We start from the raw sequence: 15,996 nt of genomic DNA, 5'->3' as shown, positions 1-15,996 counted from the left end.
ACTGCCGCCGCGTTCTCTTCCGTAGACTCGCCGGATGGCATGATGCGCGATATACGGGAACATCGGGCACAGCCGGAAAGGGGCAGAGGCGAAGGTGAGGGCACGATCGGTGTTCGGCGTGCTGCGCCTGACGACAGCAGCCGTCTGCACCGTCGCCCTCGTGCACCGCCTCTTCTGGGGTCTGAGCTCGCGGACGATCGCCGGCGAGAACTTCTTCGCCTATCTCACCGTGCAGTCCAACTGCGCCCTCGTGGTCGTGCTGCTGATCGGCACGGTGCTCGCCTTCATCCGGGCGACGGACCCCCGCTGGTTCACCGTGGCTCTGGCCCTCGTGCTCACCTGGACCATCACGGCAGGGCTCGCCTTCGCGCTCATCGTCTGGCAGGCGGGTCTGCGCGGCATCCGCGTCGACGTGCCCTGGTCGGACCAGGTGCTGCACTTCTACCTGCCGGCCTGCACCGCCCTCGCCTGGGTGCTCACCCCCGGGCACCGCGGGGTGCCGTGGTGGGTGGTGCCGACGGCGCTCACCTTCCCGCTCGCCTGGGGCGGCGTCACCATGTGGCGCGGACCGTCGGTGGGCTGGTACCCGTATTACTTCCTCGACCCGCGGCAGGTGTCCGGCCCGCCCGAGTTCCTGATCACCAGCGCAGTGGCCCTGGCGATCTTCGCTCTCGTCGCGACGGTGATCGTGCTCGTCAGCAGGATGCGACGGCGCGGCCACGAGCGGCCGGAGGTCTGAGCGCGCTCGATCCGGCGGGATCAGGCTCGCGTGATCAGGCAGGGGGCGAGCAGGCTCGTGCGATCAGGCAGGGGCGCTGAGGAAGGGCGCGAGCGAGGCGATCGCGGCCTCGACCGCCTTCTGGTCGTTCAGCTCGGCGAATGTGCCCGCCGCTTCTCCGCCGACGATGCCCACCACGACGTTCTCGCCGGTGGCCGGTGCGAGGTTGATCCACGTGCGGATCAGCGCATCGCCGCCGACCACATGCCAGAGCGTGGCGGCGGAGGCATCCGCTGCATCGGCGCCTTCCTCGGGCTCGGGCTCGGGCTCGGGCTCGGCCACGATCAACGGATCCTCGAAGCGCAGCCACACCGTCTCGATGCGCCCCATGCCGAGTTCGGCGATCGCTCCGCGGTGACCGAAGGGCAATGCGGGAGAGAACTGCAGGCCCTCGCTCTTCAGCACACCGAGCGGCACCGTGATCAGCACGCGGTCGAACGACAGCGATTCGCCCGAGGCGATGCCGAGGCTGACTCCCGCTTCGTCGTAGGCGACGCGACTGACCGGCGACGAGAGGCTCAGCTTCGCACCCTCGAGCAGCCCCTCGATCGCCGGGGTGAGGTCGCCGAGTGGCGCCAGCATCTCGTCGACCGGCAGTCGCGGGGGGAACCACGTCGAGACATCGGACGCATCGGCGCCGGCACTGGCGGCCACCGAGGCGAGCAGTGCTGCCAGCCCCGGCTCCTCGAGGTCGGCACCCGCCGCCGCGAGCGCCTCGTCGAGAGACGCGTCGGTCAGGCCCTGCTGGGCAGTCGCTATGGCGGCCTGCACCGGCTCGATCGGCACCGGCTCGACGTCGCCGTCGGTCGACCGCCACAGCGAGCCGGTGACCGGAACCGTGCGGATGTCGAGGGCGTTGAGAGCGTCGAGCAGGACGTCGTCGGAGGACCCGAGCAGCCAGCCGCCCAGCTGAGCGGGGAACGGCCAGGCCTTGTCGTCGACCACGGACTGGACGCGTCCGCCGACGCGGTCGCGGGCCTCGAACACCGTGACCTGCAGCCCCTCGGCGACGAGGCGAGCTGCGGCGGCCGCACCCGCGAGTCCTGCACCGACGATCGCCACACGCTCACCGCTGTCGGCCGCGCGGAGGAGCTGCTCGGCGGCCCGGTCTCCAGATCGGAGCGCAGCCGCGATCGTGCCCGGCGCGTCGACATCCGTCGCCTCGCCGGAGATGAACAGGCGGTCGTCGATCGGCTCGGCCAGCGCCTCGCGGGCACTCGCCTGCGTGCCGACGGGAGTGAAGCTCGCGGCGCCCAGCGCGAACGGGTCGGTCGTCCAGGAGCTGCGGGCGAACGCGGCGGGCGTGATCGACCCGGCGGTCGGCTTCGGAGTCGGCGAGCGATCGGGCGTGGGAGACGGCGCCGGCTCGGGCGTGCAGGAGGCCAGCAGGACTCCCAGGACACCGGCTCCGGCGCCGATCAGCAGTGTGCGACGCGTCATCCTCATCGTGTCGCAACGATACCGCGCGCGGGTGGACGACGCGTGCCGGCTGCACCCTGCGAGCCGCGAGCTGTCAGCCCCGGCCGCTGCCCGGATGCCAGAGCACGACCTCGGCCGATCGACGCATGCGGCGACCACTGGGCATCGGGATGACACCGGCGGATCCTGCTGCGAAGACGCGCATGCCCGGGCGGTTCTCACGCTCGGCGCGCAGAGCGGCGTCGAGTTCGGCGACGCGGCGGCGCAGCATCCGGTTCTCGTCTTCGAGGTCGAGAAGGCGTGCGATCGCAGGAAGGCTGACGCCTTCCGACGACAGCTGAGCGACTTCGCGGAGCTGCTCGATGTTGCGGGTCGAATATCGGCGTGAGCCGCCGGACGTCCGGCCGGGCACGACGAGCCCGATGCGGTCGTACTGTCGCAGGGTCTGCGGGTGCAGCCCCGAGAGCTGGGCGGCGACGGCGATCGCGAACACCGGGGTGTCGGCATCCATGTGCTGGTCAGCCATGTTCCCTCACCTCTTCCTCGGTGTTCGCGTTCGTCATCATCAGGTGTTGCGGTTCTCTAGCGGCGGGCCTTGGCCATCAGGTCGGCCCGCGGATTCTCCGAGGGCTCGAGCGCCTGGAACTTCTCCAGCGCCTCCCGAGCCGCTTCGTCGAGGTGCGACGGCACCGCGATCTGCAGCTCGGCGAGCAGGTCGCCGGTGCCCTTCGAGGTCGTGACCCCACGCCCCTTGACGCGCAGAACGCGTCCGGACGGCGTACCGGGCGCGACACGGAGCTTGACCGTGTCGCCGCTCAGAGTGGGAACCTCGATGGTCGCGCCGAGGGCGGCCTCCGTGAAGGTCACCGGCACGATGACGCGCAGGTTCAGCCCCTCACGGGTGAAGACGGGATGCGGTCGCACAGCGATCTGGACCACCACGTCGCCGCTCTCGCCGCCGTCGGGCGAGGGACGCCCGCGGCCGCGCAGCCGGATCTTCTGACCGTCGGCGACGCCCGCGGGGATCTTGACCTTGAACGGCTTGCCGTCTTCGCCCTGCAGGGTGATCGTCTCGCCCTGCACGGCCGTCACGAAGTCGAGCGTGGTGCGCGCCGTGACGTCGGCCCCCTTCTGGGGTCCGCCGAAACCGCGGTATCCGCCGGAGGTCTGCCCGAACCGACCGGAGCCGAACGAGCCGCCCTGACCCTGGTTGAACATCGCGAAGATGTCCTCGAAGTCGGCGGACTGCTGCTGCCCGCGCCCCTGCTGCCCGAACCGGCTGAAGACGTCTTCGAAGCCGCCCGCGCCCGCGCCGCTCGCCGTGAAGCGTGCGCCCGAGCCCATCGCGCGGATCTCGTCGTACTCCTTGCGCTGTTCGGCGTCAGAGAGCACGGAGTACGCCTCGCTGACCTCTTTGAACTTCGCCTCCGCCTTCTCATCACCCTGATTGGAATCGGGGTGATACTTGCGAGCGAGCTTGCGGTACGTCTTCTTGAGATCAGCGTCGCTGACGTCCTTCGTGACCCCGAGGGTCTTGTAGAAGTCCTTGTCGAACCAGTCCTGGCTAGCCATCGATCACCTACTCTGCGGGTACGGCGACGACGACCTTCGCGGGACGCAGCTCGACGTCACCGAGGCGGTAGCCCACCTCGACGACCTCGAGCACCGTGGTCTTGTCGGCGCCCGGGGTGGGCTGCTGGAAGATCGCCTCGTGACGCTGCGGGTCGAATTCCTCGCCCTTCTCGCCGTACGAGACGACACCGAGACGCTCGACGACCGCGCGCACCTTGCCGGCGATGACGGCGAAGGGAGTCCCCTCGACCAGGTCACCGTGCTGCGCGGCGCGGTCGAGATCGTCGAGCACGGGGATGAGGCCCTTGGCGGCCTCGCCCTTCGCTCGCTCGATCTCGACCTGGCGCTGCTCTTCGGTGCGGCGGCGGTAGTTGGCGTATTCGGCCTGGAGGCGCTTGAGGTCGTTCAGCAGCGTCGACTCCAGGTCGGCGAGCACAGCATCCTCTGCTGCGGCCTCGCCGGTCTGGGTGGCGCCGAGGATGTCATCGACCGTCAGATCGTCGGGGGCGCCGTCGACCGGCGTCTCGTCGGATCCTTCCGCGGCCGCGGCCTCGCGCGAGTCGGGATTCTGCGGCGCGGGGCCGGATGCCTGAGCATCCGACCCCTCGCTGCGAACCTCGTCGTCACCTTCGAAGTTCTTGTCCGTCATGATTACTTCTTCTCGTCCTCGTCGTCGACGACCTCGGCGTCGATGACGTCCTCGTCGGAGGAGGTGTCATCGGCCGGAGCCTCGCCCGCGGCGTCGGCGCTCGGAGCGCCCTCTGCCTGGGACTGTGCGTAGATGGCCTCGCCGATCTTGCCCTGCGACTGGTTCAGCTTGTCGAACGCCGTCTTCACGGCCTCGTCGTCCTCGCCGGCCAGAGCCGTCTTCAGAGCGTCGACGTCGGCCTTGACCTCGGTCTTGACGTCTTCGGGCAGCTTCTCGTCGTTCTCGGTGATCAGCTTGTCGATCGAGTACGCGAGCGTCTCGGCCTGGTTGCGGACCTCGGCGGCCTCGCGGCGCGCCTTGTCCTCAGCCGCGTGCTCCTCGGCCTCGCGCACCATGCGCTCGATGTCCTCCTTCGACAGCGACGAGCCGCCGGAGATGACGATCGACTTCTCCGTGCCCGTGCCCTTGTCCTTGGCGGACACGTGCACGATGCCGTTGGCGTCGATGTCGAACGTGACCTCGATCTGTGGGATGCCGCGGGGAGCCGGGGCGATTCCGGTGAGCTCGAACGTTCCCAGCGGCTTGTTGTCGCGGGTGAAGTCGCGCTCGCCCTGGAAGACCTGGATCGCGACGGACGGCTGGTTGTCGTCTGCCGTGGTGAAGGTCTCGCTGCGCTTGGTCGGGATGGCCGTGTTGCGCTCGATGAGCTTGGTCATCATGCCGCCCTTGGTCTCGATTCCGAGGCTGAGGGGCGTGACGTCGATGAGCAGCACGTCCTTGCGCTCACCCTTGAGGACACCGGCCTGGAGGGCTGCGCCCACGGCGACGACCTCATCGGGGTTGACACCCTTGTTGGCCTCCTTGCCGGTCTCGCGCTTGACGAGCTCGGCGACGGCGGGCATACGGGTCGATCCACCCACGAGCACGATGTGATCGATGTCGGCGACCTTGATGCCGGCTTCGCGGATGACATCCTCGAAGGGCTTCTTGGTGCGGTCGAGGAGGTCCTTGGTGAGGTCCTCGAACTTCGCGCGGGTGATGGTCTCGGAGAGCGAGACGGGGCCCGACTCGGTCAACGACAGGTAGGGCAGGTTGATGCTGGTGCTGGTCGAGGAGGAGAGCTCCTTCTTGGCCTGCTCAGCCGCCTCCTTGAGACGCTGCAGAGCGATCTTGTCGCCCGAGACGTCGACGCCCGTGGTCTCCTTGAACTGCTTGATCAGGTGGTCGACGAGACGCTGGTCCCAGTCGTCACCGCCGAGGCGGTTGTCACCCGCGGTGGAGCGCACCTGGATCGTCGAGAAGTCGTCGTCCTTGCCCACCTCGAGGAGCGAGACGTCGAAGGTTCCGCCACCCAGGTCGAAGACCAGGATGAGCTCGTCTTCCTTGCCCTTGTCGAGGCCGTAGGCGAGGGCTGCGGCGGTCGGCTCGTTGATGATCCGCAGGACGTTGAGGCCCGCGATCTCACCGGCCTCCTTGGTGGCCTGACGCTCGGCGTCGTTGAAGTACGCGGGGACGGTGATGACGGCATCCGTCACCGTGTCGCCCAGGTAGGACTCGGCGTCGCGCTTGAGCTTCTGGAGGATGCGCGCGGAGATCTCCTGCGGCGTCCACTTCTTGCCGTCGACGTCGAACGTCCAGTCGGTGCCGACGTGACGCTTGACGGATGCGATGGTGCGGTCGACGTTCGTGACGGCCTGGCGCTTCGCGGTCTCGCCGACGAGCACCTCGCCGTCCTTCGTGAATGCGACGACCGAGGGGGTGGTGCGGAAGCCCTCGGCGTTGGCGATGACCTTGGGCTCGCCACCTTCGAGGACACTGACGACGGAGTTCGTCGTACCGAGGTCGATTCCAACAGCACGTGCCATGTGATTCTCCTTTGTTGCTGAGGTTGATGTGGGTCTGGAAATCCGGGGCGATCAGGGAAACCTGAGTCGCGATGACTCAACTGTACTCCGACCTCCCGAGGCTGTCAAATGAAGTTGATACAACCCGGCTCAACTTTGCGACCAGACGCGCACATTCGCACCCCAGGCGCCGCGAGATCCTCGAAACACCGTCGTCACACGGCTCGCCTACAGTCGCACCATGAGCCGCCCCATCCTGCTCGCCGTCTCGCACGGCACCTCGGATGCCGAGGGCGCCCGGGCGATCGCCGACCTGGTCGATGCGGTCGCCGCCGCGCTTCCCGACGTCGAGGTGCGCAGCGCCTTCGTCGACGTGCAGCAGCCCGATGCCGCCGACCTCCTTCCGACGATCGAGGGGCCGGTCGTGATCGTGCCGCTGCTGCTGTCGCGCGGCTTCCACGTGCACCACGACCTGCACGGGATGGCGGCGAAGAAGCCGGACGCCGTCGTCAGCGACGCGATGGGACCCGACCCCCGGCTCGCCGAGGTGCTCGCGGATCGACTCGCGGCAGCAGGTGCGGCATCCGCCACGTCCGCCGACGCGGCACGGCTCGAGCCGGTGATCCTCGCGGTGGCGGGCTCTCGCGACCCCGCGTCGGTGACGGATGCCGAGGCCATGGCCTCCCTGCTCTCGCTGCGGCTCGGCGCGAAGGTCGAGCTCGCCTATCTCGCGGCCCGGCAGCCCGACCTGCCCTCATCGATCGCCGCGCACCCCGACGCGGTCGTCTCGACCTATCTGCTCGCGCAGGGCTTCTTCTTCGACCTCACGATCAGGCAGACCGCAGGACGCTCGGTCACCGCGCCCCTGCTCGACGGCGTGACGGTGCCGCAGCCGCTGATCGACCTCGTCATCGCCCGATACGACGAGGCGGCGGCTCGACTGCCCGCCACTGCCGCACGGTCATGACCCCGGACACGCCCTCAGGGGTCGCCACGGTCACGCTGGTCGGTGCCGGACCCGGCGACGCGGGCCTGCTGACTCTGCGCGGTCTGCGCGCGCTGCAGCAGGCCGACGTTATCGTGGCCGACCGTCTCGGAGCCCGGGCCGTGCTCGCGCAGCTCGCCGAGGACGGAGTCCTGCTGGATGCCGAGGTGGTCGACGTCGGCAAGCTCCCCGGTCACCACCCGGTGCCGCAGGACGGCATCAACGCACTGCTCGTCTCGCTGGCCAGGGACGGGCGCCGCGTGGTGCGGCTCAAGGGCGGCGATCCATTCGTCTTCGGCCGCGGTCGCGAGGAGCAGCTGTTCTGCGAGGCGGCCGGCATTCCCGTCGAGGTGGTCGCCGGGGTGACGAGCGCGGTCGCGGTGCCCGGCCTCGCCGGCATCCCGCTGACGCAGCGCGGAATCGCCGAGACGTTCACCGTCGCCAGCGCACATGATCAGATCGTCGCGCTCGGTGGCGGACGCGACCACACCGTCGTGCTGCTCATGGGCGTGAACACGCTCGGCCATTCGGCGCACGTGCTCGCGGCCGGCGAGCGCGGCGGGGACTGCCCCGTGGCGATCATCGAGGACGGGTTCGGCGCACGTCAGCGGGTCACCGTCGGCACGCTCGCGACGATCGCGCATCTCGCCGCCGAGCGGCAGGTGCGCTCCCCCGCGGTCGTGGTCGTCGGCGACGTCGTCATGCTCAGCCCGCACGCCGAGGCCCCCGCGAGTTAGGCGACCCTCAGCTCCGAGGTGGCAGACTGAAGACGTGCGAATTGCTGAGGCGGACACCTACGACGTGCTCGTGATCGGCGGTGGCCCCGCCGGCCTCTCCGCCGCCCTGAATCTCGGCCGTTCGCTCATGCGGGTGCTCGTGGTCGACGCCGATCGCCCGCGCAACGCCGCCACGCTGAACTCCCACGGCTTCCTCACCCGTGACGGAGTCGCCCCGCACGAGCTGCGTCGCATGGCCCGCGAAGAGCTCGCCGCCTACCCGAACATCGAGGTGCGCACACGCGTCAGGGTGCTCGAACTCCGCAGGACGGATGCAGGTGCGGATGCCGATGCAGCCGGAGGGTTCACGGCATCCGTGGGGCGCAAGGATCCCACCGACGTGGTGACCGCCCGGACCGTGCTGCTCGCGACGGGCCTGCGCGAGACCCTCCCCGACGTCCCCAACCTCCGCGGCTTCTACGGCATCAGCCTGTTCAGCTGCGCCGCCTGCGACGCGTGGGAGCTGCGCGGCCGACGACTCGCGCTCATCGGCGAGACCCCCGACATCGCCGAGCGAGCCCGCCTCATCGCGCGCTGGACCGAGGATCTCACGATCTTCACCCTCGGAGCCGACACCGTCAGCCCCGCCGAAGAGGCCGAGCTCGCCGCCTCCGGAGTGGCCGTGCAGCGGCATCCCATCGCCGAGCTCGTCGGCGACCGCGGCCGCATCGAGGCGATCAGACTGACCGACGGCACCGTCGTCGCCGTCGAGGGCGGCTTCGTGCGCCCCGAATGGGAGACCGATCTGTCGTTCCTCCGCGGCTTCGCGCCTGCCATCGACCACGACGGGCACCTCGTCACCGACCGCTCGGGGCGCACCGACGTCCCAGGACTCTACGCCGCCGGCGATGCGGCGATCCCCGGCCCTCAGCAGCTGATCGTCGCCGCGGGGGCGGGCGCGAGGGTCGCGTCCGTGATCGTGCATGACGCGGTCGGGATCGCGACAGCGCACTGACTCGGTGCCCGCACCGAGGGCTAGGCTGACCGGCATGACGCGCATCTCGCAGGTCTCGCCGCTCGTCCGCCTCGCCGCCGCCTCGGTGGTCGCGCTGGCCGTGCTGCCGCTCAGCGGATGCTTGTATGCGCAGATCCCGGTGAACGTCCCCGACGGCGACGGACCCGATCCCTCCCCGACCGCGATCCCGTCCGAGCAGCCCTCCGGCGATCTGCCGTCGTCGATGACCTTCGCCGACGGCGCAGACATCCCGGCGAGCGCCTACATCCAGTGGGGAGACGGCTTCGTCGTCGACGACGGCTGGAAGATCGTCGAGCCTGACGACGGCAACGGAGGCTGGACCTACGGCACGGTCGACGACACGTGCACCGCGCAGTTCTGGCAGGGACTCATCCCCGATGTGCCGACCGTGGCCGGCGATGACAGCGTGAGCTCCGATGCGATGCTCGCCGTCATCCTGGGCGAGGCGGATGCCGCCGCGATCACCCCGCTGTCGACCACCGGAGGCTTCAGCTACCAGGTCGGCGGCAATGCCGAGGTCGAGAACCGGCAGGTCCTCGGGCAGGAGGCCGACCGCCAGTGGGCGATGGCGGCGCGCGCCTTCACCGCGACCGGGGTCGGACTCTACGTGATCGTCGACTGCACCGGTGGCGACATCGACGCGACGATGGCCGAGGTGATCGATAAGAACGCCGTCGTCATCTCGTGAGCCGGGCCTCGGCTCACTTGCCGCCGGGCGGGCCGACCAGCAGCAGGATCACGTACAGCGCGACGATGCCGACGGCGAGCAGGATCGCGAGCACCCACGGGCGACGCAGGAACCAGCGCATGAGGCGGTCGTACCAGCGCGCGTCGCGCGGGTCGTCGGTCTGCTCCAGGCGCCAGTCGCCGGCCAGCCGACCGGTGCGGTGCAGCCAGATCTCCATCGGGATGGTCGCGTAGGGCACGATCGCACTCGCCACGGCGAGGATCGCGACGCCGAGGTGCCAGCGCTGGTTGAGCGCGACGAGCACGGCCGTCGCCGCATAGGCGAGGAACACGAACCCGTGGATGCCACCGCCCACCGTCACGACGACGCCGGGCGCACCGGCGGCACGGGCGATGATCGCCGAGATCAGAAGGGTCCAGGTGATCGCCTCCGCGATCGCGAGAACTCGGAACAGGCGGTCGGGTGTGCGGAACACGGGACTCCTCGGGTGGGGGTTCCTTCAGCGTATCCGGAATAGCTATGAGGGCCCGGGCGTTGCCGAAGGCATGGTGACCGTCGACTCCGCAGCCCTCGGGCAGGTGCTCGACGCCGTCGACCTCCGCGTCGGTGTCGCCCGTCGCGTCGCACTCGCCACCGGCGGCATCCTGCCGATCCCCTCAGGTGCCGCCACCCTCGTGTACATCGCATCGGGTTCGGTGCACGGGCACCCCCGCTGACCACCGGATGCCGCCTCGACGTCGACGACGCGGCCCAGCTCGTCGCGGTGGACGATCGCCCGCTGAGCGCGAACCTGGTCGCCGGAGACGCGTTCCTGACGCTCGGCCGCGCCGCGATCGCCCTCGTAGCCGACGGGACGGCCGACCTGGTGGTCGTCGACCTGGAGTTCTCGGACAGCGCCTCGATGATCGCCGCGCTTCTTCCCGATCCGATCACCGTGATGTCGTTCGCCGAGCTCGAGCCGGCGGCGGCCGCGCTCGCCGGCAGCATGGGCCCCTCCGACCCCGCCACCTGCCCCTCGCGTCAGGGCGATCCCGTGATCTGCCGGATGATGGCGCAGACCGTTCTGCTCTCGGTCATCCGTGCCTGGGCGGCGAACGGCTGCGCACCGGCCGGCTGGCCCTCGGTGTCGAACGATCCGTTCCTCGACCGGGTGGTCGAGGCGATCCACGAGCAGCCCGGACGCGACTGGACGGTCGAGCGCCTCGCGAACGTCGGCGCGATGTCTCGGTCGGTGTTCGCCGAGCGGTTCCGCAGCGCGATCGGACGCTCACCCGCCGACTACGTCACCGAGGTGCGCGTCGACGCGGCGAAGCGGATGCTGAGCGAGGGCCGGTCGATCAGCGAGATCTCTCGCGAGTTGGGCTACGCCTCGGATGAGGGTTTCAGCCGTGCGTTCCGCCGCCGCACGGGGATGACGCCCTCCGCCTGGCGGGCATCGCAGCTCACCGCCGTTCCGGCCTGAGCCCGGCGACCGCCCTGCCGGGCACGGCGAGACGGCTCAGAGCCGCGCCGCCGCGGTGCTCATCCGGTTCGACGCACCGAACAGCACGGCGCCGAGCAGCAGAGCCGCCGCGCCCACGACGTAGACGACTTCGACGCTCAGCGTGTCGACGAGCAGGCCGCCGACACCGGCGGCGATCGTGATGGCCCCCTGGAACCCGACGACCACGAGGCTGCCCCCGGCCTCGAGGCGATCGGGGGTGCGGTGGCCGACCCAGGTGTTGATCACGAGCAGCCAGGACGAGAAGAAGAACCCCCAGACGAGCACGACGATCGCGATGCCGAGGACCGATCCCGACAGGAAGATCATCGACAGCACCGAGGCCGCGATCACGAGCGGCGCGAAGACGGCGAAGAAGGCGAACGTGCGGTCGATGAAGAACCCGAGGCCGAGGTTGCCGGCGAGACCGCCGACGCCGAAGAGCGCGAGCAGCAGGATGATCGTCGAGCCGTCGACCTCGGGGATGCGCTCGAGAGCCAGTCGCACGTACGTGTAGGCGAGGAAGTGCCCGAGCACCACGAGCACGTGTCCGACCATGCCGAGTGCGATGCCGGGGCGGCGAACCGTGTCGACCAGGAGTCGGATGCTGGACGCCTGCTCCGCCGGCACCGAGGGCAGCACGAATCTCAGCGCGACGGCCAGCAGCACCATGAGCACACCGGCGATCGCGAACACCGTCTGCCAGTCGACGATCTCGCTGAGCATCACGCCCAGCGGCACTCCGGCGACGGTGGCGAGCGAGACGCCCGCGGACGTGAACATGACCCCTCTGCCGAGATGCTCGGGTCCGGCGAGGCGCACGGCGACCGTGATCGACATCGCCCAGAACGCGCTGATCGCGGCCCCGAGCAGGAATCGGGCGAGGAGGACGATGATCAGGTTGGGCGCGACGGCGACGATGAGGTTCGACACCGCTGCGGCGAGCGCCATCCAGACGAGCAGCGATCGACGGTCGAGGCGGGGGAAGATGAGTCCCACCGTCGGTGCGACGATCAGGCCGACGAGAGCGGTGACCGTGACGGTCTGTCCCGCCTGACCGGGGGTCACGCCGAGCGCATCGGCCATCTCGGTGAGCACGCCGTTCGGCAGGAACTCCGCCGTGACGAGCAGGAAGCCCATCAGCATGAGCACGATGAGCCCGCCGTAGCGGATGCTCTCGGTGCGGGCGGTCGTCACGGGCACGGGCGCGGTCGTCGTCATGGTTCCACACTCGCAGCGCTGCGGCCCCTCCGCCCGACGCGGCGTCCACGGCATCCGACCATTCGTCCGGATCGGGTCTGGACACCGGTCGGCTCCGCGCCCTAGGCTCGACGACGCACCGGGGTTCTCCCGGAAGGCCAGAGCGAGAGGAGTGGATGACATGACCACCGTCTCTGTCGTGCCCTTCGCCGACATCCTTCCTCTCGAGGCCTCCCGCTCCTGATCCGCGCGCGGCCTCCCTCTTCAGGAGCCACACCGTGTCTGATCTGTTCGCTTCTTCCGAAGCATCCTCTTCCCGTCTCTCCGGTGCCTCGACCTTCGACGCCTCCCCCTTCGAATCGGTCCCGACGTTCGCCGATGTCGAGCCCGCCGACGGCCAGCGCTGGACCACCTGGCCGGCGATCACCCCCTCTGAACGTGGGCCGCTGCCCTGGCCGGCCTGGGTGGTGACGAGCGCCGGCGCGCTCGACACCGAACTCGGCATCCTGAAGACCGGCAAGGAGGCCGACGTGTTCCTGCTCGAACGGGCGGTGCCGGATGACCCCGCCCAGCGCACATTGCTCGCCGCCAAGCGCTACCGCGACACCGATCACAGCAGCTTCCACCGCTCGGGCGTCTACACCGAGGGCCGCAGCACCAGGAACACCCGCGACACCAGGGCGCTCGCGAAGAAGAGCGAGCACGGCCGGGCGGTCGCCGCCCTGCAGTGGTCATTCGCGGAGTTCGATGCGCTGTGCCGCATGTGGGAGCTCGGCGCGCCGGTCCCCTACCCCGTGCAGGTCAACGGCACCGAGCTGCTGATGGAGTTCATCGGCGACGCGAGCGGGGTCGCGGCACCTCGCCTGGCGGCGGTGCGCAGCGACCGGGGCGAGCTGGCCGGTCTGTACGACCAGATCGTCGACCTGATGCGGATCTTCGCTGCGGCGGGCTTCGCCCACGGCGACCTCTCGGCGTACAACCTGCTCATGCACGACGGCCGGGTGCGGGTGATCGACCTGCCGCAGATCGTGGACATCATCGCGAACCCGCGAGGCCTGGATCTCCTGCACCGCGACTGCGTCAACATCTGCGACTGGTTCACCCGCCGCCGTGTCGAACGCGACCCCGAAGAGCTGTTCGCCGAGCTGCTCGCCGCGTCGTACGCGTGAGGGCGGCGCGCCTCGCACCGGCACCCGGCGCGCCGTCACCGTCCGTTCACCCCGCGCCGCCAGACTTCGAGCATGAGCGATTCCCCGCAGAGCGGCGCGGTGCCCGAGCCCGCTGCGACGGCCAACAGCGGCGCGGTCGGCGTGATCGGCCTCGACCTGCGCGGCGAGACACCGGCCCCGAAGAAGCAGGTCTACTCGTGGGCGCTGTGGGATTGGGCGACGCAGCCTTTCAACACCGTCATCCTGACCTTCATCTTCACGGCCCTGTACCTCACGACCGAGGCTTTCCTGCCGGCGTCGATCGCGGGCCTCGACGCCAAGGATCCGATCCGCGAAGCCGCTGAGGCCGATCTCGCCTCGGGGCTCGGCCTCGGGTCGACGATCGCCGGCATCGCGATCCTCCTGATCGCGCCGGTGCTCGGTCAGCGAGCGGATGCCGCGGGGCGCCAGAAGCTCTGGCTCGGGATCGGCACCGGCGCGCTCGTCGCCTGCATGTTCGGCCTCTGGTTCGTCGAGCCGACGCCCGCGCTGTTCTGGCTGGGCGTCGCATTGATCTCGGCCGGCTCCGTGTTCGGCGAGATCGCTGCCGTGAACTCGAACGCGATGCTCGTCGGCATCGCGAACCCCAAGACCGTGGGCCGCATCTCGGGGCTCGGATGGGGGTTCGGCTACATCGGCGGGATCATCGCTCTCGTCCTGGTCGTCATCTTCTATATGCTCGACTGGTTCGGCCTGCCGGAGGACGGGGGGCTGCCCTTCCGCATCATCGCCGTCGGCTGCGCGATCTGGGCGATCGTCTTCTCGATCCCGATCTTCCTCAACGTGCCGGAGCCGTCGCTCGGGCGCCCCGAGCGCAAGGTCGGCTTCTTCGCCTCCTACGGACTTCTCGTGAAGGACGTCGTCGGCCTCTACCGCAACCCCGAGACCCGTCAGACGTTCTGGTTCCTGCTGTCGAGCGCGGTGTTCCGCGACGGACTCGGCGGCGTCTTCGCCTTCGGGGCCGTCATCGCCAGCCAGGTGTTCGACTTCGCCTTCCTCGATCTCGTGATCTTCGGCATCGCCGCGAACCTCATCGCGGGCGTCTCGACGATCATCGCCGGCCGCTACGACGACCGCTTCGGGCCGAAGCGCATCATCCTCATCTCGCTCGCCTCGATGGTGATCGCGGGGCTCGCCGTCTTCTTCCTCGTGGATGCGGGCACGGTCGTGTTCTGGATCGGCGGCCTGCTGCTCTGCGCATTCGTCGGTCCCGCGCAGGCGGCATCCCGGTCGTTCCTCGCCCGCATCACCCCGGCCGGGCGCGAGGGCGAGATCTTCGGCCTCTACGCCACGACCGGGCGGGCGGCGAGCTGGATGGCATCCGGTGCGTGGACGCTGCTGATCGTGCTCTCGGGGTCGACGTCGTACGGCATCCTGGGCATCGTGCTGGTGCTGATCGCCGGGTTCCTCCTGCTGCTGCCGGTGAAGGCGACACAGCGGGCCTGATCGTGATGGCCCGCGGACGTCGCAGCCCCGGGAGTAGCCTGACCGCGTGACGGTCATCATCGCTTTCCTCGCCAACATCCTCGTCGCGATCGCCAAGACGGTCGCGGCCGTGATCACCTCTTCCGCGTCGATGGTCGCCGAAGCCGCGCACTCGTGGGCGGATGCCGGCAACGAGGTCTTCCTCCTGATCGCCGACCGTCGCGGTGCGCGGGCGAAGGATGCCCGGCATCCGCTGGGCTACGGGCGCGCGGCGTTCGTCTGGTCGTTGATCGCGGCGTTCGGCATCTTCACCGCCGGCTCGATCGTGTCGATCATGCATGGTGTCCAAGAGCTGTCCGAGACCGGCCCGGTCGAGAGCCCGACCGTCGCGTACACCGTGCTCGGCATCGCATTCGTGCTCGAGGGCGCGTCGTTCACGCAGGCGATGGTGAAGTCTCGACGGTTGGCACGCGAGCGCGGATCGTCGACGTGGGACTACGTGCTCGACACCAGCGACACGACGCTGCGGGCGGTGTTCTTCGAGGACCTGGCGGCTCTGATCGGCCTCGTGATCGCGGCCGGCGCGATCGCGATGCACCAGGTCACCGGCGTCGCCGCATGGGATGCGATCGGGTCGATCCTCGTCGGCATCCTGCTGGGTGTCGTGGCGGTCATCCTCATCGGACGCAACATCGCGTTTCTGGTGGGCTCCAACGCGTCGCCCGCGCTGCGTGATCGAGTCGGGCGGGCGCTGCTCTCGTCTCCGCAGATCCAGCGGCTCACGTATCTGCACATCGAGTACGTGGGCCCGAACCGCCTGTTCATCGTCGCCGAGGTCGACCTGACCGGTGACGCGCGCGAGCACGATGTGGCTCGAAGCCTGCGCGCGATCGAGCAGCAGATCGAGGCGCACGACGTCGTCGAGACGGTGGTGCTGTCGCTGTCGGTCGACGACGAGGAGTCCCTCGAGTTCGGGGCAGCTGTCTGAGTTCATCC

Annotated in this window: 17 protein-coding genes; 10 read left to right on the top strand and 7 right to left on the bottom strand. The window is 69.5% G+C overall.

What is annotated here, in order from left to right:
- Window positions 1-94: 94 nt before the first annotated feature.
- A complete protein-coding gene (locus tag ACZZZQ_RS08650; RefSeq protein WP_230100937.1) occupies window positions 95-739 on the top strand; it encodes a Pr6Pr family membrane protein in 645 nt (214 codons plus the stop codon).
- 63 nt (window positions 740-802) lie between these two features.
- Here ACZZZQ_RS08650 and ACZZZQ_RS08645 read toward each other — a convergent pair whose 3' ends face one another.
- The 5 genes from ACZZZQ_RS08645 to dnaK form a co-directional block, all read right to left on the bottom strand.
- Window positions 803-2,218 carry a flavin monoamine oxidase family protein gene (locus tag ACZZZQ_RS08645; protein ID WP_463507347.1) on the bottom strand — a complete coding sequence of 472 codons (1,416 nt, stop codon included), beginning with the start codon at window positions 2,216-2,218 and terminating at the stop codon, window positions 803-805.
- A 73-nt stretch (window positions 2,219-2,291) separates the two neighbouring features.
- The gene (locus ACZZZQ_RS08640) at window positions 2,292-2,723 is read right to left on the bottom strand and encodes a heat shock protein transcriptional repressor HspR (protein ID WP_053098063.1); all 432 of its coding nucleotides are present in this window, start codon (window positions 2,721-2,723) and stop codon (window positions 2,292-2,294) included.
- Between the two features lie 56 nt (window positions 2,724-2,779).
- Window positions 2,780-3,769, bottom strand: coding sequence for a DnaJ C-terminal domain-containing protein (locus ACZZZQ_RS08635; protein WP_053098064.1), 990 nt, complete (start codon window positions 3,767-3,769; stop codon window positions 2,780-2,782).
- 7 nt (window positions 3,770-3,776) lie between these two features.
- Entirely contained in the window at window positions 3,777-4,418 is a 642-nt protein-coding gene (locus ACZZZQ_RS08630; protein ID WP_053098065.1) for a nucleotide exchange factor GrpE, read from the bottom strand.
- Window positions 4,419-4,420: 2 nt separating this feature from the next.
- Window positions 4,421-6,283: a molecular chaperone DnaK gene (gene dnaK, locus ACZZZQ_RS08625; protein WP_056275280.1), complete on the bottom strand. Its 1,863-nt coding sequence runs from the start codon at window positions 6,281-6,283 to the stop codon at window positions 4,421-4,423.
- A 220-nt stretch (window positions 6,284-6,503) separates the two neighbouring features.
- On the opposite strand from dnaK, the gene ACZZZQ_RS08620 reads away from it, so the two are divergent.
- From ACZZZQ_RS08620 to ACZZZQ_RS08605, 4 genes are read left to right on the top strand one after another with little or no spacing between them, the layout of a single operon-like run.
- Window positions 6,504-7,229 carry a sirohydrochlorin chelatase gene (locus ACZZZQ_RS08620; protein ID WP_053098067.1) on the top strand — a complete coding sequence of 242 codons (726 nt, stop codon included), beginning with the start codon at window positions 6,504-6,506 and terminating at the stop codon, window positions 7,227-7,229.
- Window positions 7,226-7,984, top strand: a complete 759-nt coding sequence (gene cobA, locus ACZZZQ_RS08615) for a uroporphyrinogen-III C-methyltransferase (protein ID WP_463507346.1) — start codon at window positions 7,226-7,228, stop codon at window positions 7,982-7,984. The genes ACZZZQ_RS08620 and cobA overlap by 4 nt, the downstream gene beginning before the upstream one ends.
- Before the next feature lie 34 nt (window positions 7,985-8,018).
- A complete protein-coding gene (locus ACZZZQ_RS08610) occupies window positions 8,019-8,978 on the top strand; it encodes an NAD(P)/FAD-dependent oxidoreductase (RefSeq protein WP_315985268.1) in 960 nt (319 codons plus the stop codon).
- A gap of 34 nt (window positions 8,979-9,012) precedes the next feature.
- The gene (locus tag ACZZZQ_RS08605) at window positions 9,013-9,687 is read left to right on the top strand and encodes a hypothetical protein (RefSeq protein WP_463507345.1); all 675 of its coding nucleotides are present in this window, start codon (window positions 9,013-9,015) and stop codon (window positions 9,685-9,687) included.
- A 13-nt stretch (window positions 9,688-9,700) separates the two neighbouring features.
- On the opposite strand, the gene ACZZZQ_RS08600 is transcribed toward ACZZZQ_RS08605, so the two are convergent.
- Window positions 9,701-10,162, bottom strand: coding sequence for a DUF3817 domain-containing protein (locus ACZZZQ_RS08600; protein ID WP_056275292.1), 462 nt, complete (start codon window positions 10,160-10,162; stop codon window positions 9,701-9,703).
- Window positions 10,163-10,235: 73 nt separating this feature from the next.
- Between ACZZZQ_RS08600 and ACZZZQ_RS08595 the strand changes: the two genes are divergently transcribed.
- Window positions 10,236-10,403, top strand: coding sequence for a hypothetical protein (locus ACZZZQ_RS08595; RefSeq protein WP_463507344.1), 168 nt, complete (start codon window positions 10,236-10,238; stop codon window positions 10,401-10,403).
- Between the two features lie 47 nt (window positions 10,404-10,450).
- On the top strand, window positions 10,451-11,149 hold the full coding sequence (locus tag ACZZZQ_RS08590) for a helix-turn-helix domain-containing protein (RefSeq protein WP_463507343.1): 699 nt from the start codon (window positions 10,451-10,453) through the stop codon (window positions 11,147-11,149).
- Between the two features lie 36 nt (window positions 11,150-11,185).
- Here ACZZZQ_RS08590 and ACZZZQ_RS08585 read toward each other — a convergent pair whose 3' ends face one another.
- Window positions 11,186-12,388: an MFS transporter gene (locus ACZZZQ_RS08585; RefSeq protein WP_072592056.1), complete on the bottom strand. Its 1,203-nt coding sequence runs from the start codon at window positions 12,386-12,388 to the stop codon at window positions 11,186-11,188.
- A 257-nt stretch (window positions 12,389-12,645) separates the two neighbouring features.
- On the opposite strand from ACZZZQ_RS08585, the gene ACZZZQ_RS08580 reads away from it, so the two are divergent.
- The 3 genes from ACZZZQ_RS08580 to ACZZZQ_RS08570 all read left to right on the top strand — a co-directional run bounded on the left by ACZZZQ_RS08580 (window position 12,646) and on the right by ACZZZQ_RS08570 (window position 15,988).
- A complete protein-coding gene (locus ACZZZQ_RS08580; protein WP_463507342.1) occupies window positions 12,646-13,536 on the top strand; it encodes a serine protein kinase RIO in 891 nt (296 codons plus the stop codon).
- A gap of 72 nt (window positions 13,537-13,608) precedes the next feature.
- Entirely contained in the window at window positions 13,609-15,021 is a 1,413-nt protein-coding gene (locus ACZZZQ_RS08575) for an MFS transporter (protein WP_053098073.1), read from the top strand.
- A gap of 46 nt (window positions 15,022-15,067) precedes the next feature.
- Window positions 15,068-15,988, top strand: coding sequence for a cation diffusion facilitator family transporter (locus ACZZZQ_RS08570; RefSeq protein WP_053098074.1), 921 nt, complete (start codon window positions 15,068-15,070; stop codon window positions 15,986-15,988).
- Window positions 15,989-15,996 lie beyond the last annotated feature (8 nt).

The organism is Microbacterium sp. AC132 (assembly GCF_979258525.1).
Note: the sequence above shows the minus strand (reverse complement) of the source record. Positions and strands in the feature narration are given on the sequence as shown.